Source organism: Microcystis sp. M079S1 (genome assembly GCF_020246425.1).
Taxonomy (GTDB): Bacteria; Cyanobacteriota; Cyanobacteriia; order Cyanobacteriales; family Microcystaceae; genus Microcystis; species Microcystis aeruginosa.
This window is the reverse complement of sequence record NZ_JADBSZ010000189.1, coordinates 1-25259: the sequence shown is the minus strand read 5'-3', so window position 1 is coordinate 25259 and position 25259 is coordinate 1. Positions and strand designations below refer to the sequence as shown.

General features: G+C 43.9%; 28 protein-coding genes, 1 tRNA gene and 1 other RNA gene. 21 read left to right on the top strand and 9 right to left on the bottom strand.

Annotated features, from left to right (window positions below):
* Window positions 1–168: 168 nt before the first annotated feature.
* Window positions 169–531: a transposase gene (locus tag IM456_RS12480; protein ID WP_253881121.1), complete on the top strand. Its 363-nt coding sequence runs from the start codon at window positions 169–171 to the stop codon at window positions 529–531.
* Between the two features lie 102 nt (window positions 532–633).
* Here the strand turns inward: IM456_RS12480 and IM456_RS12475 are convergent, their stop codons facing one another.
* Entirely contained in the window at window positions 634–1494 is an 861-nt protein-coding gene (locus IM456_RS12475; RefSeq protein WP_287705334.1) for a fructosamine kinase family protein, read from the bottom strand.
* Between the two features lie 365 nt (window positions 1495–1859).
* Window positions 1860–3149, bottom strand: coding sequence for a M16 family metallopeptidase (locus IM456_RS12470; protein ID WP_287694505.1), 1290 nt, complete (start codon window positions 3147–3149; stop codon window positions 1860–1862).
* 328 nt (window positions 3150–3477) lie between these two features.
* Between IM456_RS12470 and IM456_RS12465 the strand changes: the two genes are divergently transcribed.
* From IM456_RS12465 to IM456_RS12455, 3 genes are all read left to right on the top strand, one after another.
* Window positions 3478–4416: a hypothetical protein gene (locus tag IM456_RS12465; protein ID WP_287694508.1), complete on the top strand. Its 939-nt coding sequence runs from the start codon at window positions 3478–3480 to the stop codon at window positions 4414–4416.
* A gap of 23 nt (window positions 4417–4439) precedes the next feature.
* The gene (locus tag IM456_RS12460; protein WP_287694510.1) at window positions 4440–5018 is read left to right on the top strand and encodes a DUF1822 family protein; all 579 of its coding nucleotides are present in this window, start codon (window positions 4440–4442) and stop codon (window positions 5016–5018) included.
* An 84-nt stretch (window positions 5019–5102) separates the two neighbouring features.
* Complete coding sequence (locus tag IM456_RS12455; RefSeq protein ID WP_287694515.1) at window positions 5103–5873, top strand: PEP-CTERM sorting domain-containing protein; 771 nt, start codon at window positions 5103–5105, stop codon at window positions 5871–5873.
* Between the two features lie 30 nt (window positions 5874–5903).
* Here the strand turns inward: IM456_RS12455 and IM456_RS12450 are convergent, their stop codons facing one another.
* Together IM456_RS12450 and IM456_RS23340 are read right to left on the bottom strand one after the other, a co-directional pair.
* Complete coding sequence (locus IM456_RS12450) at window positions 5904–6239, bottom strand: XisI protein (RefSeq protein ID WP_287694518.1); 336 nt, start codon at window positions 6237–6239, stop codon at window positions 5904–5906.
* Window positions 6227–7132, bottom strand: coding sequence for an element excision factor XisH family protein (locus IM456_RS23340; RefSeq protein ID WP_353737763.1), 906 nt, complete (start codon window positions 7130–7132; stop codon window positions 6227–6229). The genes IM456_RS12450 and IM456_RS23340 overlap by 13 nt, the downstream gene beginning before the upstream one ends.
* Window positions 7133–7358: 226 nt before the next feature.
* Between IM456_RS23340 and ssrS the strand changes: the two genes are divergently transcribed.
* From ssrS to IM456_RS12430, 3 genes are all read left to right on the top strand, one after another.
* Window positions 7359–7546, top strand: a non-coding RNA gene (gene ssrS, locus IM456_RS12440) — 6S RNA.
* Window positions 7547–7728: 182 nt separating this feature from the next.
* Window positions 7729–9105 carry an NAD(P)/FAD-dependent oxidoreductase gene (locus tag IM456_RS12435; protein ID WP_287694520.1) on the top strand — a complete coding sequence of 459 codons (1377 nt, stop codon included), beginning with the start codon at window positions 7729–7731 and terminating at the stop codon, window positions 9103–9105.
* A 56-nt stretch (window positions 9106–9161) separates the two neighbouring features.
* Window positions 9162–9416 (top strand): hypothetical protein, encoded by a 255-nt coding sequence (locus IM456_RS12430; RefSeq protein ID WP_147072923.1) that lies wholly within the window; start codon window positions 9162–9164, stop codon window positions 9414–9416.
* A gap of 386 nt (window positions 9417–9802) precedes the next feature.
* On the opposite strand, the gene ccmP is transcribed toward IM456_RS12430, so the two are convergent.
* On the bottom strand, window positions 9803–10444 hold the full coding sequence (gene ccmP / locus IM456_RS12425; RefSeq protein ID WP_002766539.1) for a beta-carboxysome protein CcmP: 642 nt from the start codon (window positions 10442–10444) through the stop codon (window positions 9803–9805).
* A 289-nt stretch (window positions 10445–10733) separates the two neighbouring features.
* Here ccmP and IM456_RS12420 point away from each other — a divergent pair, with 289 nt between their 5' ends.
* From IM456_RS12420 to IM456_RS12405, 4 genes are all read left to right on the top strand, one after another.
* Window positions 10734–11780 carry a glucokinase gene (locus IM456_RS12420; RefSeq protein ID WP_149986172.1) on the top strand — a complete coding sequence of 349 codons (1047 nt, stop codon included), beginning with the start codon at window positions 10734–10736 and terminating at the stop codon, window positions 11778–11780.
* Window positions 11781–11884: 104 nt separating this feature from the next.
* Window positions 11885–12073 carry a hypothetical protein gene (locus IM456_RS12415; protein ID WP_253881123.1) on the top strand — a complete coding sequence of 63 codons (189 nt, stop codon included), beginning with the start codon at window positions 11885–11887 and terminating at the stop codon, window positions 12071–12073.
* A gap of 14 nt (window positions 12074–12087) precedes the next feature.
* Window positions 12088–12159 (top strand) — tRNA-Gly (locus IM456_RS12410).
* 117 nt (window positions 12160–12276) lie between these two features.
* Window positions 12277–13773 carry a serine/threonine-protein kinase gene (locus tag IM456_RS12405; RefSeq protein ID WP_287694529.1) on the top strand — a complete coding sequence of 499 codons (1497 nt, stop codon included), beginning with the start codon at window positions 12277–12279 and terminating at the stop codon, window positions 13771–13773.
* Between the two features lie 24 nt (window positions 13774–13797).
* Here IM456_RS12405 and trmD read toward each other — a convergent pair whose 3' ends face one another.
* Window positions 13798–14493 carry a tRNA (guanosine(37)-N1)-methyltransferase TrmD gene (trmD, locus tag IM456_RS12400; RefSeq protein WP_287694532.1) on the bottom strand — a complete coding sequence of 232 codons (696 nt, stop codon included), beginning with the start codon at window positions 14491–14493 and terminating at the stop codon, window positions 13798–13800.
* 373 nt (window positions 14494–14866) lie between these two features.
* On the opposite strand from trmD, the gene IM456_RS12395 reads away from it, so the two are divergent.
* The 5 genes from IM456_RS12395 to IM456_RS12375 all read left to right on the top strand — a co-directional run bounded on the left by IM456_RS12395 (window position 14867) and on the right by IM456_RS12375 (window position 20325).
* Entirely contained in the window at window positions 14867–15721 is an 855-nt protein-coding gene (locus IM456_RS12395) for a cyanophycinase (RefSeq protein WP_061433142.1), read from the top strand.
* Between the two features lie 107 nt (window positions 15722–15828).
* Window positions 15829–18462 carry a cyanophycin synthetase gene (gene cphA, locus IM456_RS12390; RefSeq protein WP_287694534.1) on the top strand — a complete coding sequence of 878 codons (2634 nt, stop codon included), beginning with the start codon at window positions 15829–15831 and terminating at the stop codon, window positions 18460–18462.
* A gap of 117 nt (window positions 18463–18579) precedes the next feature.
* A complete protein-coding gene (locus IM456_RS12385; protein WP_149986176.1) occupies window positions 18580–19281 on the top strand; it encodes a DUF488 domain-containing protein in 702 nt (233 codons plus the stop codon).
* Window positions 19217–19663: a DUF488 domain-containing protein gene (locus IM456_RS12380; protein ID WP_024969514.1), complete on the top strand. Its 447-nt coding sequence runs from the start codon at window positions 19217–19219 to the stop codon at window positions 19661–19663. Before IM456_RS12385 ends, IM456_RS12380 begins: the two co-directional genes overlap by 65 nt.
* Entirely contained in the window at window positions 19651–20325 is a 675-nt protein-coding gene (locus tag IM456_RS12375; RefSeq protein WP_253881125.1) for a dual OB domain-containing protein, read from the top strand. The genes IM456_RS12380 and IM456_RS12375 overlap by 13 nt, the downstream gene beginning before the upstream one ends.
* A gap of 86 nt (window positions 20326–20411) precedes the next feature.
* On the opposite strand, the gene IM456_RS12370 is transcribed toward IM456_RS12375, so the two are convergent.
* The 3 genes from IM456_RS12370 to rpaB all read right to left on the bottom strand — a co-directional run bounded on the left by IM456_RS12370 (window position 20412) and on the right by rpaB (window position 22121).
* Entirely contained in the window at window positions 20412–20597 is a 186-nt protein-coding gene (locus tag IM456_RS12370) for a hypothetical protein (RefSeq protein ID WP_061433146.1), read from the bottom strand.
* A 144-nt stretch (window positions 20598–20741) separates the two neighbouring features.
* On the bottom strand, window positions 20742–21383 hold the full coding sequence (locus IM456_RS12365; RefSeq protein ID WP_287694544.1) for a cofactor assembly of complex C subunit B: 642 nt from the start codon (window positions 21381–21383) through the stop codon (window positions 20742–20744).
* Window positions 21384–21392: 9 nt separating this feature from the next.
* Window positions 21393–22121 carry a response regulator transcription factor RpaB gene (rpaB, locus tag IM456_RS12360; protein WP_002781934.1) on the bottom strand — a complete coding sequence of 243 codons (729 nt, stop codon included), beginning with the start codon at window positions 22119–22121 and terminating at the stop codon, window positions 21393–21395.
* Between the two features lie 233 nt (window positions 22122–22354).
* Between rpaB and radA the strand changes: the two genes are divergently transcribed.
* From radA to IM456_RS12335, 5 genes are all read left to right on the top strand, one after another.
* Window positions 22355–23881 (top strand): DNA repair protein RadA, encoded by a 1527-nt coding sequence (gene radA, locus IM456_RS12355; protein ID WP_287694546.1) that lies wholly within the window; start codon window positions 22355–22357, stop codon window positions 23879–23881.
* A gap of 45 nt (window positions 23882–23926) precedes the next feature.
* Window positions 23927–24028 (top strand): cytochrome b6-f complex subunit PetL, encoded by a 102-nt coding sequence (gene petL, locus IM456_RS12350; RefSeq protein WP_002752397.1) that lies wholly within the window; start codon window positions 23927–23929, stop codon window positions 24026–24028.
* 71 nt (window positions 24029–24099) lie between these two features.
* Complete coding sequence (locus tag IM456_RS12345; RefSeq protein WP_149986180.1) at window positions 24100–24555, top strand: DUF29 domain-containing protein; 456 nt, start codon at window positions 24100–24102, stop codon at window positions 24553–24555.
* A gap of 12 nt (window positions 24556–24567) precedes the next feature.
* Complete coding sequence (locus IM456_RS12340) at window positions 24568–25023, top strand: DUF29 domain-containing protein (RefSeq protein ID WP_287694549.1); 456 nt, start codon at window positions 24568–24570, stop codon at window positions 25021–25023.
* 11 nt (window positions 25024–25034) lie between these two features.
* A partial coding sequence (locus tag IM456_RS12335) for a DUF29 domain-containing protein (protein ID WP_287694551.1) occupies window positions 25035–25259 on the top strand: 225 nt, incomplete at its 3' end.

Genomic DNA, 25259 nt, shown 5'->3' with positions numbered 1-25259 from the left:
TGCTGATCACCCTAAGTAGGGGGAGAGCCTTCGAGAGCCCCCGCAGCTAAGGGACTTGCGCTTTGATAATATGCCATCTGGCTGGTCTGATTCTTCTACAGAGCGATTTCCTGGCTGGGATATTATTCCCACGCAAGTCCCCTATCTGATGATCAAGGATTGATTCAGTTGTTAACTCGAGGTATTGACTATTTCAAGTTAAAACCGTCGGAACTGCCTAAGACGACTATTCTTGTAGATAATGGTTATCATCCTGACAAAATAGAGAAAGAGTTGGTTAAGGTCTATCCAGAGATAATGACTAAAATTCAGTTTGAACTGTCTCCAAAACCGTCAAAAACCGAAAAAGCGGAGAAGGGTTTATCAGGATTCGTACCTGTAAAAACTCGATGGGTGATTGAAAGAAGTAATTCTTGGATGGAACGCTGCAAATCTTTAGTCAAAAATTTTGAGCGCACTTTAGAGCACTCCACCACCAAAATTCATCTCTGTTTTCTTCGACTTCTACTACGACGATTAGCTGTATCCTAAGATACCAAATGGATTCTATAAGGAGAGGCAAAAGGCAAAAGGCAAAACGGAGAATAAATAATCAGTTTTTAATAACCGGATTTAGTATCACAAGTAAAACCCTTAAAGAATTTCCTGTAACATCCGATTGGCCTGGGAAGCGTAACCACCACCAAATAAATTAAAGTGGTTGAGAATATGGTAGAGATTGTAAAGAGTTTTGCGCTGTTGATAACCAGCATCGAGGGGGAAAACATCGTTATAACCCCGATAAAAAGCCGCCGGAAAACCGCCAAAAAGTTCCGTCATGGCTAAATCTACCTCCCGGTCTCCCCAATAGGTGGCAGGGTCTAAAATTACTGGTTCCCCATCGACGGTAATGGCCGCGTTTCCCGACCATAAATCACCGTGGACAAGGGAGGGATGGGGTTGATGCTGACTCAAAATCTCGCTAATAGCGGGAATAACTTGATCCTCGTCGGGAAAATTGCCGCCGCGCTCCTTCGCAAGTCTTAATTGATAGCCAATACGCTGATGAGCGAAAAAATCCGCCCAACTGTTACTAACGGTATTAATCTGGGGAGTAGAACCAATGGTATTATTACACTGCCAACCAAAGCGATCGGACAGGGAAACTTGATGTAAACGAGCTAAATTTTGCCCCATTTTTTCCCAGCTTTGGCTATTGCCACCGCCGAATTCTAACCACTCTAGCACTAAATAACTAGATTTCTCGGCAATTCCCCAACAAATTGGCTCCGGAACCCTGATAGTCTTGGTAGCGTGAATTTGCTTTAATCCTAAAGCTTCGGCGGCAAACATGGCCTCTTGGTTCGCTTGGTTAATCTTAACGAAATAAATTAAACCATTGCCACTGACCGCATAACCCTGATTGATGCAGCCACCACTAACGGGATGACTTTTCTCAATTTCAAAAGGTTTTTCCGTGGTTTGGGCAATATGTCGGGCAATTTGAGTCCACATAGGTTATCAGTTATCAGTTATCAGTTATCAGTTATCAGATGTAAGTTTTAAGTTAATTAGTTATTTAGTTATCAGATGTAAGTTAATTAGGTTCTTCGGTTTTTGTTATGCAATGGACGGGGGTTATAAGGGATGTAACCCTTATATAGAAAGGCATTTGGCGATTTTTGTCAATTATTTTTTATCTAGAGCGAACTAATCAATTAAGTCTCTTGCCAGATAAGGATTTAGTCGATTTATGCCCCCCTATCGAACCATACTAAGTAACGAAGAACCGTTAATTAGTTATTTAGTTATTTATTTATCTTCATCTTTATCCCTGATTACTGATTACTGTTCACTGATTACTGATTACTGTTCACTGATTACTGAATTGGTCTTACCACAACCACACCGTAAGCGTTAGGATTTAAATACTCTTGACAGGCATTTTGAATATCCTCTAAAGTGAGGGCTTCAATGTGTTGGGGATAACAAAAAGCCGGTTGTAAATCACCGATCTGAGTATGATAATAACCGTAAAGGTTAGCTCGATCGCTCGGTCTTTCATTGCTAAAAATAAACCGATTGGCCACTTGGGTTTTGACTCGTTCCAGTTCAGAAACTGTCACAGCTTCCTGTTGAATTTGTCCAATCTGTGCTACTATCTCCCGTTCCACTTGCTCGATATTTTCCGAGGCTAATTGGGCCGACACGGAAAACACTCCTTGCACTGCTTGGGACATATTACTGGCAGTTATTTGGGAAACTAAGGCCTTTTCTTGGCGCAGAGATTGAAATAATCGCGATACCTTGCCCTGACCCAGAATAGCCGCTAAAACATCGAGAGGATAGGTTTTTTCTAAGTCTCTCAACCCCGGCACTTTCCAAAATAGGATTAAGCGGGCCTGCTGCAAATTTTCATCCTCGTATTCTTGACGGATAATCTCGTTAAAAGGAGCTTCGGGCTTTAGATGGGCGATAGGATGGGAAATCAGCCCAGAATTGCCCTTACTGCCTAAAGTATCTAGAGAATCGCTCACAATAGCCATTAAATCATCTACAGGCAAATTACCCACCACTGCCACCGTCATCCATTCGGGACGATACCAAGTCTGATGAAAATCGCGCATTTGTTGAGGAGTAAGATTTTCAATCACTGCCGTCGGACCCAACACCGGACGACGATAGGGTAAAACTTGAAAACAAGTCTCCATGGTGCGATAAAAAGTGCGACGACGGGGATTATCCTGAGAACGACGAATTTCTTCTAAAATAACCTGTCTTTCCCGCTCAAAAGCTTCATCGGGGATTAAAGCTTCTAAAACCACTTCTAGCTGCAGCGGGGCCAGATGGGCGAAGTCCTGCGGGGCAGTGGTAATGTAATAATGGGTGTATTCTTGGCTAGTAGCGGCATTAGTCACCGCTCCCCTCGATTCGATCGCCCGTTCAAATTCACCACTGTCTAATTTACGGGTTCCCTTAAAAACCATGTGTTCGAGAAAATGAGCCATCCCATTGATCTGATCCGATTCTAAGGCCGAGCCGACCTGCAGCCAGACATTGAGATTAACCGCTTCTACCGGTTGACTTTCGGCAATAATCGTTAAACCATTGGCAAGACGGTGCAGAATCGGAGTGTTAAGTGTGGCAGGTTTCCCTAGGATAGCCGTCATTCTTTATTAGTCCTCGGTGATCACTCTGGCAAAAATTGTCACTTTTCTCTATTGTAGTCCCAGACTTTCACAGAGCAAACAAGATCAGGTGTTGGCCAGCAATTACAAATTCAGAATGTAGCAAAATTGATCGAGGTAGGGTGTCGCTAGCGCCAGTGAACGCACCGTTAATGGAGGCTGCCGGGATATTCATTCCAAGAAATCGCTTTAGTCAATCAGGGGGTTGACCGTCATTTAAATTTCTAAAATATAAAGTTTTGTGACAACTTGAGACGTTCGCAGGAGTTTGAGGTGATTTCTTTTATGAAAGCAGTTGAGAACATCATCTATGCCGTTAACCCAACCCTGTTTCTCCTCTTCTGAAGTTCGTCTGAATTCCATTGTCTCCCATCGCGATCGCGGAACTTCCCTGAAGCAAACCGATGATGATGACCTGCAATACCTCGCCCTGCAAGCGCGTTCCTATACTGGGACAGTGGGTTTGCAGCAGCAAGCCGCGATCGCTCGGTTACTTGATGCTCTGCGATTTTCGGGTCGGCTACGGGGTCGAGGTCATTATTCGGTAGAGGTCTATGAGGATGCGGTTAATCGAACGTTATGTTGGGTTGCTTTCCACCTCGACCAGTTCGATCCTGACCGGGGCAGTTTTCTGGCTTGGGTCAACTATCGCCTGGATATTCTGTTGCGGGAGGCATATACCGAAACGCTTGACCCGCTGGTCAGGGCGCAGAAGCAGCAACTGATTCGTCGCAAGTACCAACTGACGGCAATGGTTAGTCTAGTCGCTAAGGTTGGGCTGGGTTTCTGGTTAAGGTTACAGGTTAAAGGGATCGCGATTGATGAACAAAGTTTTGTCTGGTTGGCGGTTCTCTGTCGGTTATCTGGGCTAAGAAAGGCTAATCGGGCTTTGGGCGATCGCGTTTTTCTGGATCTGGCAAGGGCAACGTTATCGGTATCGCCTTTACAGCAGGTGAGCGGTGAGTCTGTTGTCTTTGAGAATTTGGCTCAACCAGTGGAGCAGCTTTGTTTGTCGGAGTTGATCGCTGAGTATATTGAGTCTGATCCGGAGTTGTTGTCTCGCCATCATGTCCATAATTGCCCGAAGGCGACTTTGAAGGCAATTTTGAGGGCGCGATTGGAGGCGCGATCTTGGCAGGAGATCGCGGATTCTTTTAGTTTGACTGTGGCAGTGGTGAAGAATTTTTTCTCGCGCCAGATGAAGACGGTTGCGCCTTTAATCGGACAGGAAATTCTGTCTTATTTGTAATTTTTTGAGGAGGTGAATAGCTTTTGAAAAACTCACTGGCTGAGTTTGCAGGGATTTTTGTGGAAAATTTAAGCTTCCAATGGGGGGAAATCAAGATAATGCCGACACGAATTAATCATAGTTCTGTATTTTTGATTGCTCTAGGAAGGGAAGCCCATGAAATCGCGGATTATTTTTGTCAACAACATTCTGATTTTGCTCTAGCTGAACAAGTCTATCTCAATACTTTGGCTGTGTATGCGGTCAACTGTTGCTTACGGTCTCTGGGTATTGCCACAGATTTGGAAGCGAGTGATAGCTGGAATCCTATCCTACAATCGCGTTTAGCTGTAGCGGATTTGGTGGTGAGGGGTAAGGGGAAAGTAGAGTGTTGTTCTGTGATGCTGGGTGAGGATTTTGTCGAGATTTCTGAGGAGGTTTTATCAGACAGAGTTGGTTATGTTTTTGTTGAGATTAATGCTGAGATGTTTGAGGCAAAGGTGTTGGGATTTTTGGAGAAAGTCAATGAAACTAAGTTAAGTCTTTTGGCATTGCTTTCTCTGGATGATTTGCCAGCATATCTGGAGAAAATCAATTCACCACAATTAAGGTCTCAAATTTAATTAGGGCTGAGTTTTTTGAAGAGTAATCTGTTTCAGTTCGATTGTTAAAGTTTTGAAGTAATTAAATTAAGGAGAAAATTTATCATGAATCGTCTAATTTTTCACGCATCAATCACAACGGTTACGGGTGCTGCGCTATTATCCTTCATCGGAATAAATTCTGCTCAAGCAATCACACTTACCACATTTTCACCCATCGGTTTTAGTGACGCAATCGCGGGAATAACAGGATTTCAGATTGAAGACTTTGAAGATACCACTCTAATTCCTGGACTATCAATAGAATGGAAATCGCCAGATCTTGGTCCCGTTAGTAGCTTACCTAAGACTTATAATCCCATTACTATTGACGGTTTAACTGGCAATACTTGGGATGGTAATTTAACCTTGAATAATAATCGACAAGGTTCGTATCAACCAACCCGGGCGTATTCAACAACAACCTTATCTTTTTCCAATAAAATTACATCCATTGGCTTGGGAATTTCCAATCTAGAATTCACTGGCTCTAATAGTTCGACCTTAATTGTAAATGGTGTAGATTTTGCCGACTTTGATAATTTTGCTCCAGCACCACTACTAGGTGCTTTCAGTAGAAGCATCTACATTCGATTAGATGCTTCTACTAATGAAACCATTAATTCAATTGGTATTCGTGGTGGCTCAGGTGATTTTCTTATATTCGATCGTCTGGCAATTAAATCTGTCGCACAGCCCCCCAAAAGTGTCCCTGAACCTTCTAACATCTTTGGTCTAGGATTACTAGGATTAGGTTTAGCGGCAACAAAAGTAAAAGGTGTTCTATCAAAAAAAGCAAAGTCACCAACAGATAGCCCCCAAGAAACAGACAGTTAACTTGGATCTATTTCAGTAGGATAAATTAATTTATCCTACTGCATAATCGGTCAATTGACGAAGTATAGGAGGATGAAAGCCAATGACAATATCTTTTTTAGGAACACCTAATTTAACTAAGTCTTCAGCAATATCTTGTTCTGTCATATTCCATTGAATCCAAATTTTATCAGACTTGAGATCAATATGAATGAGACAATAATGTACATACTTTTCGCCTTCCCACCCAAAGGTAACGACCTGATAATGTTCTTTTTGTTCATCAAAAATAGCTTGAATTTCTAAATCATTACAAGTGGGTTTATATTGAGTATATTCTGAGAGAATATTTTTGACTAATTGACGATATTTTGCTAATTTATCCATGTTAAAATTACCTCCTGATTTGGCGAAAAAATGATTAATTTTAAATGGTTTTCTCTAATCATTAATTGGGTAAAATCTAAAGAGAAAAAAGTGTCGTAAGTAAAACTAGGAATAGCTAAAAACAAGACTCTATCTGGATCTTTTCTCTTTAAAACCGCCCGATAATTAATAAATTGTCCTAGAGCAGTATGAAATTCTGAGATCGCTGAAGACCCCTCTAAAAAACTTTTAATTTCTACGGCAATCTTTTGATGATCTTTAGTCGCAGCAATCAGCTTTTCTGCGCCTAAATCGACAGCCATATTCACCCCTCCAAAACTTATCGTATAAGGGTCATGAGTAATTAACCAATTATCTTTGATCAAAGCGTTTTTGGCTGCTTGATAAACTAAATCTTTAGCCAATTTTACCTTTCTCCTGATTTGATAGGTTATCTTTCCCTGTTTTGAGGTGCGGCTTGAGCAACAAGGACAACTAATTTTCTCTGAACTATAGTAATGAGTAGCATCTAGGGCGACGAGTAAGTTGCCATCCAAGGCTGCAAACAGCCTTAAATAGCCTTGGTCTCCCAGACCTTGATCAATCCATTTGAACAGGGGAAAAAGATGCTTTGCGGCTATTCCATCGAGGATGTTCCGCATCTGCTCTACTGTCGGGATATTGACCAAACCAAACATACTTTGAGCATTATCTCGTCCACAACGACTATTAAGTTGACGCTGATATTCTAGAAATGATTCATTCTGGCGAAAAAAGGCGGCGAATGCCCCTAATATTGCGTCTTTCAGACTGTAGCGGGTAGCATTGCTGGCACTTCGAGGGTCAGTTATCCCAGGGATAACTACCTGGAAATAGCTCAGCATCCCCATAAAACCCAGTTGTTTGACTTCCATTCCCCCGAAACCCACTGTTCAAACCCTTCACTCCATTTTGAAAGGCAAGAGTAAGACTGGTTCTGTATTCTGTGCTACCGTTTGAATTGGGAATTGCTGGGTGTTGGCAGGCTTTTTGGCTGTGGTCGGTAAACAGTAAACTGAAAACTCAAATCTGATCACTGATCACTGATCACTGAATCGCCCCTCTTGCCTCTGAGAAAAAAAAATGCTACGATAAAACTAAATCGGGCTTCTACGTTGGTGACTGCCTTTCAAGTTTTTTGATCTATGCTTGATTGTGATAAGGGAGCAAATAACCAATTCGTGTGGTAGTAAACCGAGCTTGTACTCGGAAACAGAAACGCGGAATATAAGTTCCCACCTGGTTAACCCAGGTCATAAACTTAGGTAAAACGGCGTAGCGGTCTTTTTAAGTTTTTCGAGCAGATCAGAGTCCCTGTACTTCGTTGGTTTTGCCCTCCTCGCTGGCCAAAAAAGCGAGTATTTATATTTTTTTCTAGATTAAAGACTGCTGTTTTCGGTAACGCTTGTCACCGCTAAATTGTGACAATCCGGACTACACTAGGGAAAAATTTATGAATTATTGTTAAGCAATGACTGAAAAACAGCCAAGAGTTGTTATCATAGGCGGCGGATTTGCGGGTTTATACACGGCCAAAGCCCTAAAAAACGCCCCCGTTCATGTTACCCTCATCGATAAGCGAAATTTCCATCTTTTTCAGCCCCTCCTCTATCAAGTCGCTACTGGGGCGCTGTCTCCGGCCGATATCTCCTCACCTTTGCGCTTAATCCTACGGGGCCATGAGAATACAGATATTCTCCTCGATCATGCCATAGATATAGATCCAGTTAAGGGAGAAGTGATCTTGAAAGATCACCCGCCGATCGCCTACGATCAATTAGTCATTGCCACGGGAGTCAGTCATCACTATTTTGGCAATGATCAATGGCAGCCCTACGCTCCAGGGTTAAAAACCATTGAAGACGCAGTAGAAATGCGTCGTCGCATCTATCTCGCTTTCGAGAAGGCCGAGAAAGAAATCGATGCCGAAAAGCGGCAAGCTTTATTAACTTTTGTTATTGTCGGTGGCGGACCGACGGGGGTAGAATTAGCAGGAGCGATCGCTGAAATTGCCCACGGTGCGCTTAGGTCTGATTTTCACCAGATTAACCCCACAGAAGCGAAAATTTTGCTCTTAGAAGGGATGGATCGGGTATTACCTCCATATTCGCCCGATTTATCCGCTAAAGCTGCCGCTTCTCTCATAAAATTAGGGGTGACAGTGCAAACCAACAGCATCGTTACCAATATTGTTGAAGGTTGTGTCAGCGTCCGTCAGGGAGAAAAGACGACAGAAATCGCCGCCGAGACAATTTTATGGGCAGCAGGGGTAAAAGCATCGAGAATGGGGCGAATTTTGGCCGAAAGAACCGGGGTAAATCTCGATCGCGTCGGCCGGGTAATCGTCGAACCGGATTTAAGTATCGCTGGTTATGCCAATATTTTTGTGATCGGGGATCTGGCTAATTTTGCCCATCAGGGAGATAAACCTTTACCCGGAATTGCCCCCGTGGCCATGCAGGAGGGCGAATATCTGGCCAATTTATTAATTTCTCGCCTAAAAGGGCAAACTATTCAACCTTTTCATTATATTGATCGAGGTAGTCTGGCAGTTATCGGCCAAAATGCGGCCGTGGTTGATTTGGGATTTGTCAAGTTTTCCGGGTTCATCGCTTGGTTAGTCTGGGTTTGGGCCCATATTTACTATCTGATCGAATTTGATAATAAATTAGTGGTGATGGTGCAATGGGGTTGGAATTATTTTACCCGCGGTCGTGGCGCTCGTTTGATTACGGGAGAGGGGCAAAATTTAGCTTCTGGACAATTGCCGCAAAATAACGGCCAAAATAATAATCTGGCCGTTTCTAACCAGAAGGAAACTCTCTCTCCACCGATCGTGAAAGTGTGAAAAAATAGCCGTGATTATCCAGTTATCAGTTAGCAGGTAAGAACAATCGATCGATCATGAAAATAGAACGTCCTAACAGTCTAGAAATTACCCCAGAGGAAAGCCAAGAATTAGAATATTTACGAGTTACAATTGAACGAGCGATCAAAGATGGTGTGATCACAAGAATAGAATTTGAATCAATTAAAATGATCATGTTTTCTAACAAGAAAAATAATCCCGACCAAATCCTCCGGCAGGTGACACTCTATCGCAAGTTAGTCGTTGAAAAACTGAATAATAGCGAACTAATTTTTGAATCTCCTCAATAGGGCGAAATCCTTTTGTCGGCTATTTAGTACAAATGCTCAAACTTCATCTTCCTTCTTCCCACTCCCAACTATCCTATAGCTGTTAAACAGGATTTAGTAAGTAGCTAGACACAATTAATTAGGGTTTGCGGCAAAAAGTACGGGCGAAGCATTCGGATAGAAAATCTCCGGTTTCACCGATAGGTTATTGCCCGAATGCTTCGCCCCTACAGGACTCGGGCTGATGAAGACGCAAGGTTTTTAACGACGATTCTCTCAAAATCTTGCACCTGTTTCGCGAGAAAAGCCATAAAACCCTTACCTTGCCTACATTTCACATTTATTCAGCAAGCCCTAATTATACATATCTAACCACCTCTTGCCTTTTGCCTCCGGCCTTTATTAGCTTATTCTTTTTTGTCGCTACCCGGAAAAGCTCGACCTTGAATATTTTCTAAAGCTGAAACTGCCGCCCTGGAACCGGCGATAATATCTCGTTCTTCTCCCCCTAAATATAAGCGGCCAAAACTGCCCACGGAAGTAACGTGTAGGATATTAATTAAAGCGGCTTTTTCGGCCTGATTAGCGGCCAGGGAAGCGTAGGCGGCTGGTTGCACTTCTAGAACATATAAAGTCTGTCCTGCCATTAACATCATACCCCGAGAACTACGGTTAATTAATTGGGCTTGGTAAGCGTCAATGTTGCGAATAATTTGGCTAGAGACAATTTGCGGTTTCAGACAATCGCGCTGACTAACGCCTAAATACTGCAAAATTGCCTGACCGGCCGCCCTTACCTCTCCCTGACTGCTAGAATGGAGTTCTAAGAGTCCGTAGAGTCGTTCTACGAATAGAACTCCCGGACGAACCACGGCGGATTTGAGGGCAATATCGGTGATGCGATTAATCTCGATGCCGGGGGAAATTTCAATCCAGAGGGAAGCATCCCCGGGTAAGGGTAAAAATCCTTGGGCGACTGTACCGATGTAAGCGGCGTGTTGAAGCTGTAAATTGTCAAGATAAACGTAACTGCGAAGTTCTACACCCAAGCTAATTTCTCCCTCTCTGGTCTATCTTAAAAAGTTATGGGGACAGTGATAGGTTCTGCCGCCCTATCGATCGCCTTGAGGCTACAGTTAGACCTAAAATGTCTTTCAGTCCCGTTTCTGTCCTCTAGCAAATCCCCATTCAAACCCCGGAGCGACGATTAATCAATCCTTAATTAGGGCTTAGGCATTACCATCTTTCACTATAGTATAGAATTAGTGGCCTTTAAATTTGCCGGGGAGAAGGGGTAAAAAACTATAATTATGGGGACAAACTAAGGGAAAAACCAGCATGACGATTCTTTTAGGGGGAGATATCGGGGGAACTAAAACAATCCTGCGTTTAGTGGATTGCCAAAACTCATCGGATAGTCCCCAACCCCTGCTAACTACTCTCGATCAAGAAATTTATCCCAGTGAACAATACCCCGATCTGGTGCCGATCGTCCAGCAGTTTTTGGCCCGACAAGTCACTATTCCCCCAGTGACAAAAGCTTGTTTCGGTATTGCCGGTCCGGTGGTTAACAATAGTTCCGAATTGACTAATTTAAGTTGGTTCCTAACTGGCGATCGCCTAAGCCGTGAGCTGCAGATTGAGCGAGTAAAATTAATTAATGATTTTGCGGCGATCGGTTATGGGGTGTTAGGATTAGCCCCAGAGGAGCTGCACAATCTACAGTCGGCCCCAGCAGTACCAGAGGCCCCGATTGCGGTTATCGGTGCAGGAACGGGGTTAGGAGAGGGTTTTTTGATCCCTGTCTCGAAGGGTACATATCGGGTGTTTGGTAGTGAGGGTTCCCACGCCGATTTTGCCCCCCGATCGAGTTTAGAATATCAACTATTAAATTATCTCTTGGAACTCTATAATATCGAGCGAATTTCGGTGGAGCGAGTGGTTTCCGGCCCTGGAATCACTTCTATCTATCGATTTCTCCACGATAGTAACTATAGTCAGTCATCACCGGCCATGGCGGAAATTTACCGCACTTGGTTAGAAGAAATGGGTAAAACGCAAAAAACCGTCGATTTAGCGGCTAAAATTGCCAGTTTTGCCCAAGATGACTCGGATTATCTCTGTTATCAAACCATGAAAATCTTTGTCGAGGCCTACGGTGCGGAAGCGGGCAATTTAGCCCTCAAGTTGCTTCCCTACGGAGGATTATACATAGCGGGAGGGATTGCGGCCAAAAATCTTCCCCTAATGACCGAGGGTAGCTTTATGAAGGCTTTTCGGGCTAAAGGTCGGATGACGGAGCTATTAAGCAATATTCCCGTTCATATCGTCCTTAATGCCCAAGTGGGACTAATGGGGGCAGTTTCCTGCGCTAGTCAGCTATGAGGGAGGGTTTACTGGATTTTACCAGCAGCAGCGATTGAGGCAAGCGATCAAAAAAATGTTCTCCAGCACGGTTTTCCTGCCCTTGGCCGTGCTTGGGGAGTATTTTGGGGGTTTATCAACAAAAGCCGCTAGAAAGCCGAAAAAATGCCGATCAACAGCTAGAAAAGGCCCTACTGTCCTGTCAGGAAAAAATGTTAAATTCCCACCAGGCCAGTTTTGCCGACAAATTGCACTGGCGCGGTGATGGAAAACAGCCTAGGGCAGTTGCTCTGGCGGGGGGGTCAATGCTATGATTAGGGAGACTTTTGCGGGTATAGTTCAGTGGTAGAACGTCACCTTCCCAAGGTGAATGTCGCGCGTTCGAGTCGCGTTACCCGCTTCTGACGACAATTGATGTAATATATCAATTAACTGGCAAGATGGGCATGAGCAAGTTAACCCCTTTGGCTGTTAACCGTCCCGTCAAGCTGCCCTAGGGTAAAGATAATCCGCTACCATGAAACTAATTATCGGGGGACGTTACCAAGTTATTAAACCTCTAAGTCAAGGGGCTTTCGGTCAAACTTTTTTAGCCCAAGATAACTATCGCCCCGGCCGTCCTCAATGTGTGGTCAAACAGTTAATCACCCAAGTGGTTAACGAAGTTACTATAGGATTATTTGAGAGTGAGGCCAGAGCTTTAGAAAAACTCGGCCATCATCCTCAAATACCGCAATTTTTCGCCAGTTTTCAGGAAAATAAGTCTTTTTATATCGTTCAAGAATTTATCGATGGTCACGATCTTAGTCAGGAAATCTCTAAGGGTAAGCGTTTAGAAGAGAATCAGGTAATTCAGTTATTAAAAGATATCTTGGAAGTTCTCGCTTTTGTCCATCAAAATAATATTATTCACCGAGATATCAAACCCCATAATATTATCCGTCGCCAAGAGGGCAAGCTAGTTTTAATCGACTTTGGCGGAGTCAAACAAGTGGGGACTCAATGGCTAAAAGCAAAACAGACCAGTGTGTCCATTGGGATTGGCACCCCTGGTTATATGCCTAGTGAACAGGCGCAAAATAAACCGCGATTGTCTAGCGATGTCTATGCCGTGGGAATCATCGCTATTCAAGCCTTGACTGGTCTCAAACCGACGCAATTTCCCGAAGATGCCGAAACCGGAGAAATCGCTTGGCGCAATCAGGCCGATGTTAGAGATGATCTAGCAGTTATTGTCGATAAAATGACCCGTTATGACTGGCGCCAACGCTTTCCCTCGGCAGCAGAAGTTTTAGATGCCATAAAAGAGTTACTGCAATTGCGTCAACAACAAGCTTTAGTGTCGGAAATTTCAGCAGAGGAACTGTTTTATCGTGGTAACGCGCATCTCGATTTGGGGCAGTATCTCGAAGCAGTTCAATTGTATCAGCAGTCCCTGCGGAAAAAGCCCGATTTTGTCAATGCTTGGTATAATCGCGGTCTGGCCTTGCAACGATTAGGGCGTTTTCCTGAAGCTTTAGGGTCTTTTAATCAGGTAATTCAATTAGAGACTAATAATGCTCGGGCTTGGTTTTATCGCGGCATCGCTTTAGCTAATTTACGACAAATCAGCGCAGCGATCGCATCTTGGGATAAGGCAATTCAACTGCAGCCAGATTATCTGGAAGCATGGCATTACAAGGGCATGATTTTATGTCGGATGCAACATTATGCGGAAGGTATAGCGGCTTATAATCAAGCCCTGTCCATTAAATCCGATGCTAATGTCTGGTTTAGTAAAGGCGAAGCTTTACGGGAATTAGAACGACTCAGTGAAGCGGTCGCCGCTTATAATAAGGCTTTACAGTTACAATCCCAAAAGGCTGAGGCATGGTATCAACGGGGTTGTTGTCTCTACAAGTTAAAATGTTTCTCGGAAGCAGTGGTTTCTTTTAACCAAACCCTAAAACTAGAGCCTAGCCATCAATTCGCTCTCCAACAAAGGAATTTAGCCCTTAATCACCTGAAATTGTAGGCAGCGAGCCAGCATTTTTGGGGATTAATCCTGTTCCTCTAGCCATTTTTGCCAGATATCTGGACGACGTTCCTTAGTGCGATCGAGTTGTTGTTGATAGCGCCAATCAGCGATATCCTGATGATTACCCGATCGCAAAACCGGCGGCACTTGCCAACCGCGAAAGACCGGCGGCCGGGTATATTGGGGATAATCCAATAAACCTGCCTCAAAACTCTCCAATTTCAACGATTCTGCCTTACCTACCGTCCCGGGTAACAACCGCGTCACCCCGTTAATAATCGCTAAAGCAGGGATTTCCCCACAAGTTAGGACAAAATCCCCTAAAGATACCTCTCTAGTCACCAAATGCTCACAAACCCGCTCATCTACCCCTTCATAATGCCCGCAGATGAGAATTAACTGCCGATAACTACTGGCCCAAGTTTTCAGTAAAGCTTGATTGAGCGGTTCCCCCTGGGGAGTCATCAGCACGATCTCCCGGGGTGGTAAAATTTCTAAAGACTCGATCGCCTCAAAAATTGGCTCTGGTTTTAATAACATTCCCACACCACCACCGTAGGGTTCATCATCGACACGACGGTGTTTATCGTGGGCAAAATCCCGGAGATTGACCAAATTTACCCTAGCGATGTCGCGTTCGAGAGCTTTTGCCAACAACCCCGACTGCAGCGGTGAAGTAAAAAAATCGGGAAAGAGAGTGATAATGTCAAACTGCACGGGGAAAATTAAGGCCTAGACTGGGATAGTGTTTAATGTATCATTTTGTCACGGTTCGATCGGTTAAAATCTTGCTAATTTGGCGCTAGTCTATCTCGATAACATGATAGACTATGCTGTACTGTCTAGGGGTTTTTCTGGCTCTAGCTTGAGTGATCGAAGTCTAGCCTAGACTTAAAGTTAACTAACAGTCCGTCATTGCCAGTGGATCGAAGAAAATTGCTAAAATCGCCTCTACTATTGCTTGATGTCCCGAAAAATATTCCTAAACCGCATTTTTTTCCGTCAACCGTTCAGGGAAAATAACATTAAAATACTTGTCCATCTTCCCGAAAAACCTTCCATCCCTAAAAATGTCTATTCGTTCAGTGACATGATCATCGAGCTAGAAACCCAACACCACGAAAATCCTACCCCCATATCTCTCAAAACGGCGATTTTAGTCATTGGTGGTGCCGAGGATAAAGTCCACGGTAAAGAGATACTGCACACCTTTTGGAATCGCGCCGGGGGTAGCGAAGCAGTGATCGCTATTGTTCCCTCCGCTTCCAGAGAACCGGTTTTAATCGGCGATCGCTATCAGAAGATTTTCGAGGAAATGGGGGCAAAATACGTCAAAGTTATCGATATTCGCGATCGTGTACAGGGAGAAGACCCCCAATTTCAAGCCTACATCGAAGAATGTACGGGTGTATTTATGACCGGAGGCGACCAGCTGCGTTTATGCGGGTTGCTCTCCGATACCCCCCTGATGGAAAGGATCAGACAAAGAGTGCAACAGGGAGAACTGACTCTGGCCGGAACTAGCGCCGGGGCCGCCGTTATGGGTCATCACATGATTGCTGGGGGCAGCAGCGGGGAAGCACCCAATCGGGCCCTAGTGGATATGGCCATGGGATTAGGTCTCATTCCTGAAGTCATTGTCGATCAACACTTCCACAATCGCAACCGCATGGCTCGGTTAATGAGCGCTATCTCCGGTTATCCCGAACGTTTAGGAATTGGCATCGATGAGGATACCTGCGCTATGTTTGAACGGGATGGCACGATGACGGTAATCGGCTGCGGTACAGTGACGGTAATTGATGCCAGGGCAATGTCCCACACCAACCACCATCACGTCACCGCTAACGAACCCCTGAGTCTGCATAATCTGCGGGTACATATTCTTGCCTACGGTGATGGCTATCATCTCAAAAAACAGCAAGTGATCGCTAAATTGGGGTAAAAAAACTCCTGAAAAACTGTTCACGATGAACAGTTTACTAATCTCGGAAAACCAGACAATAAACAACGGCTTCTTTGTGCTTCTCAACAGCGAACATCAGCTATATCATGAAAATTCTCAGAACCCAAACCCTGCGCGGTCCCAACTACTGGAGTATTCGTCGCGACAAGCTCATTGTTATGCGTCTGGATCTCGAAGATCTGGCAGAGAAGCCATCGAATGAAATCCCCGGCTTTTACGAGGGATTAATCGACGTTCTGCCCAGTTTAGTCGAACATTACTGCTCCCCCGGTTATCGCGGCGGTTTCTTTGAACGAGTCCGCACTGGTACTTATATGGGCCATATTATCGAACATATCGCCCTAGAATTGCAGGAACTGGCGGGAACTCCCGTCGGGTTTGGTCGCACTAGAGCCACCTCCACCCCCGGAGTCTATAACGTGGTATTTGAGTACGTTGACGAGCAAGCGGGACGTTATGCGGGTCGGGCTGCCGTGCGTTTGTGTCAATCAATTGTCGATACGGGAACCTATCCTCAGGAAGAATTGGCCCAGGATTTAGCCGATTTACGCGATTTATGCAATAATGCTGCCCTCGGTCCGAGTACCGAAACCATCGTTAAAGAAGCACAAGCTAGAAATATTCCTTGGTTACTCCTGAGCGCTCGTTCCATGGTGCAGTTGGGCTATGGCGTTCACCAAAAGCGCATTCAAGCCACTTTAAGCAGTTTTTCGGGGATTTTAGCCGTTGAGTTGGCCTGTGACAAGGAAGGCACGAAAACTATCCTCAAGGATGCTGGAATTCCTGTCCCCCGGGGTACGGTGATTCAATACTTGGATGAGTTGTCAGAGGCAATCGAGGAAGTGGGAGGATTTCCCATCGTGATTAAACCCCTCGATGGCAACCACGGCCGGGGCATCAGCATCGATGTTAAAAATCAGCAGGAAGCAGCGGAAGCCTATGATCTAGCCAGTGCCGCCTCGAAAACCCGCAGCGTGATTGTAGAAAGGTACTATAAAGGCAGTGATCACCGAATTTTAGTCATAAACGGCAAAGTCGCCGCCGTGGCCGAACGGATCCCCGCTCACGTCGTCGGTGATGGGCGCTCAACTATAGAAGAATTAATCGAAATTACTAATCAGGATCCCAACCGGGGTGACGGTCATGCCAACGTTTTAACTAAAATAACTATTGACAAAACCGCCCTTAATGTGCTAGGAAAACAGGGCTATGAATTAACCAGCATTTTACCCCAAGGAGCGATCGCCTATCTGCGGGCCACCGCTAATTTAAGCACCGGCGGCATCGCCGTGGATCGTACCGACGAAATTCACCCCGAAAACGTCTGGATCGCCCAAAGAGTGGCAAAATTAATCGGTTTGGACATTGCCGGTATCGATGTGGTGACAGATGATATCCGCAAACCCCTGAAAGAAGTGGACGGGGTGATCGTAGAAGTCAACGCCGCCCCCGGTTTTCGGATGCACGTCGCCCCTAGTCGCGGTTTACCTCGCAATATCGCCGCCCCAGTTATCGATATGTTATTCCCTCCCGGGACTCCCAGTCGCGTGCCAATTCTGGCAATTACGGGAACTAACGGCAAAACCACCACTAGCCGCTTAATTTCTCATATTTGCCGACAAACGGGGAAAGTAGTCGGATTTACCACGACGGACGGCGTATATATCGATGATTATCTGGTAGAAAAGGGCGATAACACCGGTCCCTACAGCGCCAGTATGATTTTGAAGGAGCCCACGGTCGAGATTGCCGTGTTAGAAACGGCCCGGGGTGGTATCCTGCGATCGGGTTTAGCTTTTAATCAATGCGATGTGGGAGTGGTGTTAAATGTGGCCGCCGACCATTTAGGTATCGGTGATATCGACACCATCGAACAAATGGCGAAAGTAAAAAGCGTTGTGGCCGAGGTGGTTAGCGCCGAGGGTTACGCGGTTTTAAATGCCGATGACCCTTTGACCGTTAGTATGGCCGAAAAAGTTAAGGGAAGAGTCGCTTATTTTTCCATGAGTCCCGATAACCCGATTATTCACGACCATATCCGTCGCGGTGGCATGGCCGCCATTTATGAGAATGGCTATCTGTCGATTCTAGAGGGAGAATGGACGCTGAGAATCGAGGAAGCGGTTAATATTCCCGTGACTATGCAGGGAATGGCTCCTTTTATGATTGCTAACGCCCTGGCCGCCTGTTTAGCGACTTTTGTGCAGGGTATCGATATCGAGTTAATTCGCCAAGGGGTGCGAACTTTTAAACCTTCCGTGGCCCAGACCCCCGGCAGGATGAACCTGTTTGACTTGGGACACCATCACGCTTTAATCGATTATGCCCATAATCCCGCTGGATACGAAGCCGTCGGCGGTTTTGTCGGCAATTGGTCTGGGGAAAAGGTCGGCGTGGTCGGCGGACCTGGCGATCGACGCGATGATGATTTAATTTTATTAGGGAAATTATCGGCGCTTATGTTCGATCGAATTATTGTTAAGGAAGATAACGATACTCGCGGTCGCCGCCGGGGGGAAGTGGCCGATTTAATTCTCAGGGGAATTAGCCAAGAAAATGCCAGTTTGCGTCCGGAAGTTATTCTCGATGAAACGGAGGCTTTAGAGAAGGCTTTAAGCACGGTTTCTGAGGGTGGTTTAGTGGTAATTTTCCCCGAAAGTGTCACCCAGGCGATCGATTTGGTCGAGAAACATCGACCCCTGACCGATAACCAGGGCTAGAAGTTAGGATATTCTGCCTATAGAGTCACTTCTAGCCAGATGGTCTGTTCCCCTCTCTAGGCAATCGTTGATCTACAATGATTATTGTAGGCTTTCATCGAAGGAATAATAATATTGATGCAGTTATTCACCATCGGTCACTCTAATCACGAAATTGCCTCATTTATGCTTCTACTTAAGAAGCATAATATAACTGCCCTTGCTGATGTTCGTTCTCATCCTTATAGCCGATTTCTCAAGCATTTTAATCAGTCAATATTGTCAAATGCTTTAAAAAGTGAAGGCATTTACTATGTGTTTTTGGGCAAGGAATTAGGAGCCAGACCGAGCAGCCAAGAATGTTATGTCAATGGTCAAGCTTTATACGAAAAAATTGCTAAAACATCAGCTTTTAATCATGGAATTGAACGAATTTTACAGGGAGTGAAAAAACATCGAATTGCCCTTATGTGTGCGGAGAAAGACCCGATTGAATGTCATAGAGCGATTCTGGTTTGTCAACATCTACGTCATTTCGATTTAGATATTTATCATATTCTAAAAAATGGTGACTTGGAATCTCATGAGCATCTGGAAGAAAGAATGCTGTTCAAACATAGTTTGACCGATTTTGCAGCCAGTAATCAAAAAGAAATTCAGCTTTCTTTATTTGTCGAGCCAAATAGCAATCTTCTCACAAAAGCAGCATGTTTGGAGAAAGCTTATAAGCTTCAGGGTGATGCAATTGCTTATATAGAAACAACTGGTAATCATTATGAACAGGACAATCAATCTCTTTACAATCGGCTTTACTCAAAAGACTGCACAGAAGTTCTTTGATGACTTACAAAAAGCTGGTGTTAAGAGAGTTATAGATACTCGTCTAAATAATGTTTCCCAGTTAGCAGGATTTAGTAAAAAAGCTGACCTAGAATATTTTTTAAAAGTCATCGGTGGAATTGACTATGTTCATGTTTTAGACTTAGCTCCAACTCAAGATATTCTTGATGAATATAAAAAGAAAAAAGTTGATTGGACAATATACGAACAAAAATTTAGACAACTTATTAGTAGCCGCAGGATTGAAACAAAAGTTTCTCCAGATGTAATTAATAACGCTTGTTTACTCTGTAGTGAGGCAAAACCTCATAATTGTCACCGTCGTTTAGTGGCGGAATATTTAAAGGAGAAATGGGGGAATGTCAATATATGTCATCTCTGAAAAAAATTGTCTGTCTTGCTAATTCATGGAAATTAAATGAACGCTGTATCGCTGGAATTGATATTGGTTCAGGAAATTGGGTTCGTCCTGTGTGTGATTCTCTTTATCCAGAAGATGGCAGGGTTCCACGATCAGTTAGACTAATTTCTGATAAAGAACCAAAAGTTTTAGATATTCTCGAAATTCCCCTTGCTGATACTGGCAATGATTTTGGGTTTGAATCGGAAAATCTTTCCGTTTTACCCGGTGAATGGAAATGTGTAGGTAGATTCAATATCAATGATTTGGGAAAGTATTGTAGAACCCCAACAAAAATACTGCACAATTCAATTAAATATGTTAATCCTTCTTATTTGAAAAACCTTAATTTCAATCAACGTTATACTCTCCAGTTGATTCAAGTGCAGAGTTTTAGAGTATATCAAAAAGAAAATTCAAAAGGAAATTTTGAGTGGCGTGGCACAATTACAACAGCGAATGGTAACAGTTTGACAGAAGCAAAGATAACTGATCCCGTATTTGTCGAGAAATTAAATACAGGCTATCAACCTCAGCAAAACTGTTTTGTTACCGTCAGTCTTAGTCTGCCTTGGGTCTCTTCGGCAAATTGGGAAGGAGAAGCTCCCTGCTGGAAATTAATAGCAGGTGTGATTGAATTATAGGAATTACGGCTAGACAACTTTTTTATAGGTTGTTTGATCGAAAAAATCTCTGTTCGTGAAATTTTCAGAGCTATGAACAGTTGAGTTTAACAGACTGAAGTGGGCGGGGTAAATCCCCAGTATTCTACCAGTAAATTTAGCATAAATGCTGGGGCGATCAAGGGAAAATAAACTGGTAGAATCTGAATAGAAGTGGTTACTTTGGCGATCGCTAATACTGCATCGAAATTTTCGCCGCGGGTAATCAAGCGATCAAAAGTAGATGAATTCATGGGGAGATTCTTAGATGTTCGCCGCCGATACTCAAGCAATTCTCTTGCTTTGTGCCAATTTTGGACAAAATCGCCCTACAACCAGATATGAAGATTGCTAAACTGGATTCTTGGCATCTTTTTTCCCTACTCAACTGAAATCGTCTAAAACTGACTGAAAGTGTTGGCTAATTTATCAGCAATTCCCTCGATCCAAATTTCATCTTGTTTAGTATAACTGCGCGGCGCATTTGCCGCCAAAATTAACACCCCTTCCTTACCGATGGGTTGACAGATTAAGCCTTGGCTGTTTTCTGGCAAATAGTCAAACTCGATTTTAGCGGGATATAAATTTAAATTAACTAAATAAACGGCTTTACCGGTTTCTAAAACTCTTTTGATAATATTACTAACTTTAACTTCAGAATTCTGGCTTAAGATACCGCGACGTAATAAAACTTCTCCCCGATAATAAACGATCAGAGATTTTGTCACGGTGTTAGTTAAAAGTAAATGGGAAGCCCAAGCAAGCTCAATTTTAACCGGTTCTGGCAAATCTGGGGCAAATTCCAGGCCTTCGCGCCCGATTAATTCCACAGCATCCGGTAAGCGGGGTTGAACTCTTTGCCAGATTAAACCCACCAAAATTAAAACCCCACTCAAAATCACTCCCATCACATCGGAACGCGCTTGCGATGGGGTTAGATCGGCAGTGGCAAAACGATTAAACATTAATACCGTACCCCCGACGATGCCGGCGAACAGGGGTAACAGTCTTAAAATACGATTGGGATCAGCTTGTGCCATAGCTGAGAACTATTCCTCGTCTGGTTCTAGAATACGTTGAAAAAGATAGCCTGTACCTCTAGCGGTGAGAATTAACTCAGGATTGCTGGGATCATCCTCTAATTTGGCTCGTAAACGGGAAATATGCACATCTACCACCCGCGTATCCACATGACGTTCGGGGGTATAACCCCAAACTTCCTGAAGGATTTCCGAGCGCGAAAAAGCTTCTCCCGATCGACTGACCAATAATTCTAGTAAACTAAATTCCATACCGGTCAGACGGATGCGTTCATCCCCCTTATAAACTTGGCGTTTATTGGTATCGATTTTAATTGAACCGATATGAATCACACCGGAACTGGGAATCCCCGGGGCGCCATTTTTCTCTACCCGACGCAACACCGAACGAATCCGCGCTTCGAGTTCTTTGGGAGAAAAAGGTTTAACTACATAGTCATCCGCGCCCAATTCTAGCCCGGTAATTCGATCGGCCACATCCCCCAAAGCCGTTAACATAATGATAGGAATATCCGATTCTTTGCGGAGTTCCTGACAGACACCGTAACCGTCTAATTTCGGCATCATCACATCCAAAACCACTAAATCGGGTTCGGCGGTGCGGAAGGTTTCTAAAGCTTCCTCGCCGTCGGCGGCGGTGACGACTTCATAACCAATCATCGACAAACGAGTCTCTAAGATACGACGGATGCTGGCTTCATCATCAACAACGAGAATTTTTTCCTTCTGGTTCTCCAACTGAATTAACACTCCTTAGTTAAATAGTGTGATGAATTTTAAAGTTAAATAACGAGCGTTCCTGTTTATAGAATATCCTTTTGCCGTTATCATTAAGCCTAAATTTCCTATTTTATTTCTTTTATGGCAATTATCAATAACTTTATGGTCTTCCTTCCCCCCTATCATACTTAATTAAATTTGACAAGAGAATTGATCCCCAAACCGCTTTTCTTCAACTTTTCTTAAAAAACATGGCGAAATCGCGAACAATATATATCTGTAGTGCTTGTGGGGCGGAATCTCCCCAATGGTTGGGAAAATGCCCCAGTTGTGACACCTACGGGACGCTAGAAGAACAAGTGGTAGCTGGTGGCAATAATCCGGCGGTAAATCGCCCAGGATGGCAAAATAGTCGCCCAAATAACGGCAAAGGGCAACGCAACCCCCAACCGCGCATCTCGGTTCGCTTCTCGGAAATTACCCAGTATGAACAGGAACGTTTTCCCTCCGGTTACGGGGAATTCGATCGCGTTCTCGGTGGTGGCATTGTCCCCGGTTCTCTTGTACTAATCGGCGGCGATCCGGGTATCGGCAAATCGACGCTTTTACTGCAAGTTACCAACCAACTCGCCCAAAGATTACCGCGCATCCTCTACGTTTCCGCTGAAGAATCGGGACAACAGATTAAACTGCGGGCTGCCCGTTTGGGGGTGGGAGTGGTTCCCGTGGAGTCGGAAAATAACGGCAATGGCAAGGAGAAAAAAGCCTCTGAATCAACCGCAGAACTCGATAATCATCTCTACGTTCTGCCAGAAACCGATTTAGAGGAAATTTTGCGAGAATTAGAATCTCTACGCCCACAGGTGGCGGTAATTGACAGTATTCAAACTCTTTATTTTGGGGCGTTAACTTCCGCACCGGGATCTGTCGCCCAAGTTCGCGAATGTACCTCCGCCTTGATGCAGGTGGCAAAACGGGAGAATATTACTTTATTGATTGTCGGTCATGTTACTAAAGAAGGGGCGATCGCCGGTCCGCGAGTTTTGGAACATTTGGTCGATACGGTGTTATATTTTGAAGGCGATCGCTATGCCTCCCATCGTCTCTTAAGATCCGTGAAAAACCGTTTTGGGGCAACCCATGAGATCGGTATTTTCGAGATGGTGGATCACGGTTTGGTGGAAGTGGAAAACCCCTCAGAATTGTTTTTAGGCAATCGCGACGAATTTTCCCCCGGTACGGCGACGGTGGTAGCCTGTGAAGGTACACGCCCGATTGTGGTGGAGTTACAGGCATTAGTTAGCCCCACCAGCTACGCTTCCCCGCGAAGATCGACCACGGGCATAGAATACAACCGATTACAGCAAATTCTCGCCGTTTTAGAAAAGCGCGTCGGCATTCCTTTATCGAAATTAGATGCCTATGTTGCCTCCGCAGGAGGGTTGGGAGTGGAAGAACCGGCGGCGGATCTGGGAGTTGCGATCGCTGTTGTTGCCAGTTTTCGCGATCGAGTCGTGGATCCGCGCACAGTCTTAATCGGGGAAGTGGGATTAGGCGGACAAGTGCGCCTAGTGTCGCAAATGGAACTAAGATTAAAAGAAGCGGCTAAATTGGGCTTTAAACGGGCGATTGTCCCTAGAGGTCAAGTTTATCCCGAAGATGTGGGCTTAGAAATTGTTCCAGTCGGCAAGGTAATCGAGGCAATTGTCGCCGCAATTCCCCCCCAGCAGCGCTTTGGGGAAGATATAGAAGACGAGGAAGGGGAAGGGCAAGAATAACGGTACAATGCTAAAAAAGATTAAATTACTTGGGAGATTTTCACCATGTCTGTGTTAGCTGTTGCTGCTTTGGCGGGTTATCTGATCGTTTTTACCGGAATTGCCCTCGGTCTCTTTTTCGGTCTGCGCTCCGCTAAAATTATCTAGTATATAAACAGGAAAAAGCTTTAGTGATCGGTTTAACTGGTCACTATTGCCAATTCTAGGGGAAATAAAAAATGACTGTTATTCTAGACTTAAAAACTCTCTACGAAATTGATGATTCTCTCTGGTTAGAAGAAACTATCGAACTGCTCAAGGCTAAAAATTTTGAAGCGCTAGACTTAGAAAACTTGCTCGAGGAGTTAGAAGACTTGGGAAACGAGAAAAAGTTTCGTGTTGCTAGTTTTTTACAGCAAATTATTAGACATTGTTTATTATTACAATTTTGGACAAGTGAAAGAGAATATAATCAGGCTCATTGGCGTTCAGAAATTATCAATTTTAAAGATGAACTTAATACTTATTTGACGACTAATTTAAGAAATTATCTAGAACATAATTTGGCAACTATTTATGAAAAAGCCCTTCGCTATCTTCGTCAAAAAACCGATAATAAAGTCAACTTTCCTGATACTTGTCCCTACAGTTTAGAAGAACTGCTCGCTCCTAATTGGCTACCACCTTACAAATAAAGGAGATAAAAAATGACTGTTATTCCCGACTTAAAAACTCTCTACGAAATTGATGATTCTCTCTGGTTAGAAGCAACCATAGAACTGCTCAAGGCTAAAAGATTTGACGCTTTAGATTTAGATAATTTAATCGAGGAGTTAGAAGACTTGGGTAACGAGAAAAAGTTTCGTGTTGCTAGTTTTTTACAGCAAATTATTCGTCATGCTTTGTTACTGCAATTTTGGACAAGGGAAAGAGATTATAATCAGGCTCATTGGCAAGCAGAGATAGTGAGTTTTAAAGATAAACTAAAACGTTATTTAACTACAAATCTTCGTCAATATCTAGAACAGGAATTTGAGCAAATTTACTTTGAGTCCGTGCGATATGTTCGTCAAAAAACTGATAATAAAGTCAACTTTCCCGATACTTGTCCCTACAGTTTAGAAGAACTTCTCGATCCTAATTGGCTACCACCTTACGAATAAAGGAGATGATAATGACTGTTATTCCCGACTTAAAAATTCTCTACGAAATTGATGATTCCCTCTGGTTAGAAGAAACTATCGAACTCTTAAAAGCGAAAAGATTTGACGCTTTAGATTTAGATAATTTAATCGAGGAGTTAGAAGACTTGGGAAACGAAAAAAAGTTTCGTGTTGCCAGTTTATTAGAGCAAATTATTAGACATTTTTTACTCCTACAGTTTTGGACAGAGGCAAGA

What these genes read in the sequence shown, in the direction of transcription:
- IM456_RS12420 (WP_149986172.1), top strand. Translation starts at nt 10,734, where the DNA reads ATGACGATTCTTTTAGGGGGAGATATCGGGGGAACTAAAACAATCCTG.
- IM456_RS12385 (WP_149986176.1), top strand. Translation starts at nt 18,580, where the DNA reads ATGCAGTTATTCACCATCGGTCACTCTAATCACGAAATTGCCTCATTT.
- IM456_RS12345 (WP_149986180.1), top strand. Translation starts at nt 24,100, where the DNA reads ATGACTGTTATTCTAGACTTAAAAACTCTCTACGAAATTGATGATTCT.
- IM456_RS12375 (WP_253881125.1), top strand. Translation starts at nt 19,651, where the DNA reads ATGTCATCTCTGAAAAAAATTGTCTGTCTTGCTAATTCATGGAAATTA.
- IM456_RS12470 (WP_287694505.1), bottom strand. Translation starts at nt 3,149, where the DNA reads ATGACGGCTATCCTAGGGAAACCTGCCACACTTAACACTCCGATTCTG.
- IM456_RS12435 (WP_287694520.1), top strand. Translation starts at nt 7,729, where the DNA reads ATGACTGAAAAACAGCCAAGAGTTGTTATCATAGGCGGCGGATTTGCG.
- IM456_RS12370 (WP_061433146.1), bottom strand. Translation starts at nt 20,597, where the DNA reads ATGAATTCATCTACTTTTGATCGCTTGATTACCCGCGGCGAAAATTTC.
- IM456_RS12465 (WP_287694508.1), top strand. Translation starts at nt 3,478, where the DNA reads ATGCCGTTAACCCAACCCTGTTTCTCCTCTTCTGAAGTTCGTCTGAAT.
- IM456_RS12340 (WP_287694549.1), top strand. Translation starts at nt 24,568, where the DNA reads ATGACTGTTATTCCCGACTTAAAAACTCTCTACGAAATTGATGATTCT.
- IM456_RS23340 (WP_353737763.1), bottom strand. Translation starts at nt 7,132, where the DNA reads ATGGAAGTCAAACAACTGGGTTTTATGGGGATGCTGAGCTATTTCCAG.
- IM456_RS12430 (WP_147072923.1), top strand. Translation starts at nt 9,162, where the DNA reads ATGAAAATAGAACGTCCTAACAGTCTAGAAATTACCCCAGAGGAAAGC.
- IM456_RS12450 (WP_287694518.1), bottom strand. Translation starts at nt 6,239, where the DNA reads ATGGATAAATTAGCAAAATATCGTCAATTAGTCAAAAATATTCTCTCA.
- IM456_RS12365 (WP_287694544.1), bottom strand. Translation starts at nt 21,383, where the DNA reads ATGGCACAAGCTGATCCCAATCGTATTTTAAGACTGTTACCCCTGTTC.
- IM456_RS12395 (WP_061433142.1), top strand. Translation starts at nt 14,867, where the DNA reads ATGATCATCGAGCTAGAAACCCAACACCACGAAAATCCTACCCCCATA.
- petL (WP_002752397.1), top strand. Translation starts at nt 23,927, where the DNA reads ATGTCTGTGTTAGCTGTTGCTGCTTTGGCGGGTTATCTGATCGTTTTT.
- IM456_RS12405 (WP_287694529.1), top strand. Translation starts at nt 12,277, where the DNA reads ATGAAACTAATTATCGGGGGACGTTACCAAGTTATTAAACCTCTAAGT.
- cphA (WP_287694534.1), top strand. Translation starts at nt 15,829, where the DNA reads ATGAAAATTCTCAGAACCCAAACCCTGCGCGGTCCCAACTACTGGAGT.
- IM456_RS12475 (WP_287705334.1), bottom strand. Translation starts at nt 1,494, where the DNA reads ATGTGGACTCAAATTGCCCGACATATTGCCCAAACCACGGAAAAACCT.
- IM456_RS12455 (WP_287694515.1), top strand. Translation starts at nt 5,103, where the DNA reads ATGAATCGTCTAATTTTTCACGCATCAATCACAACGGTTACGGGTGCT.
- IM456_RS12380 (WP_024969514.1), top strand. Translation starts at nt 19,217, where the DNA reads ATGAACAGGACAATCAATCTCTTTACAATCGGCTTTACTCAAAAGACT.
- radA (WP_287694546.1), top strand. Translation starts at nt 22,355, where the DNA reads ATGGCGAAATCGCGAACAATATATATCTGTAGTGCTTGTGGGGCGGAA.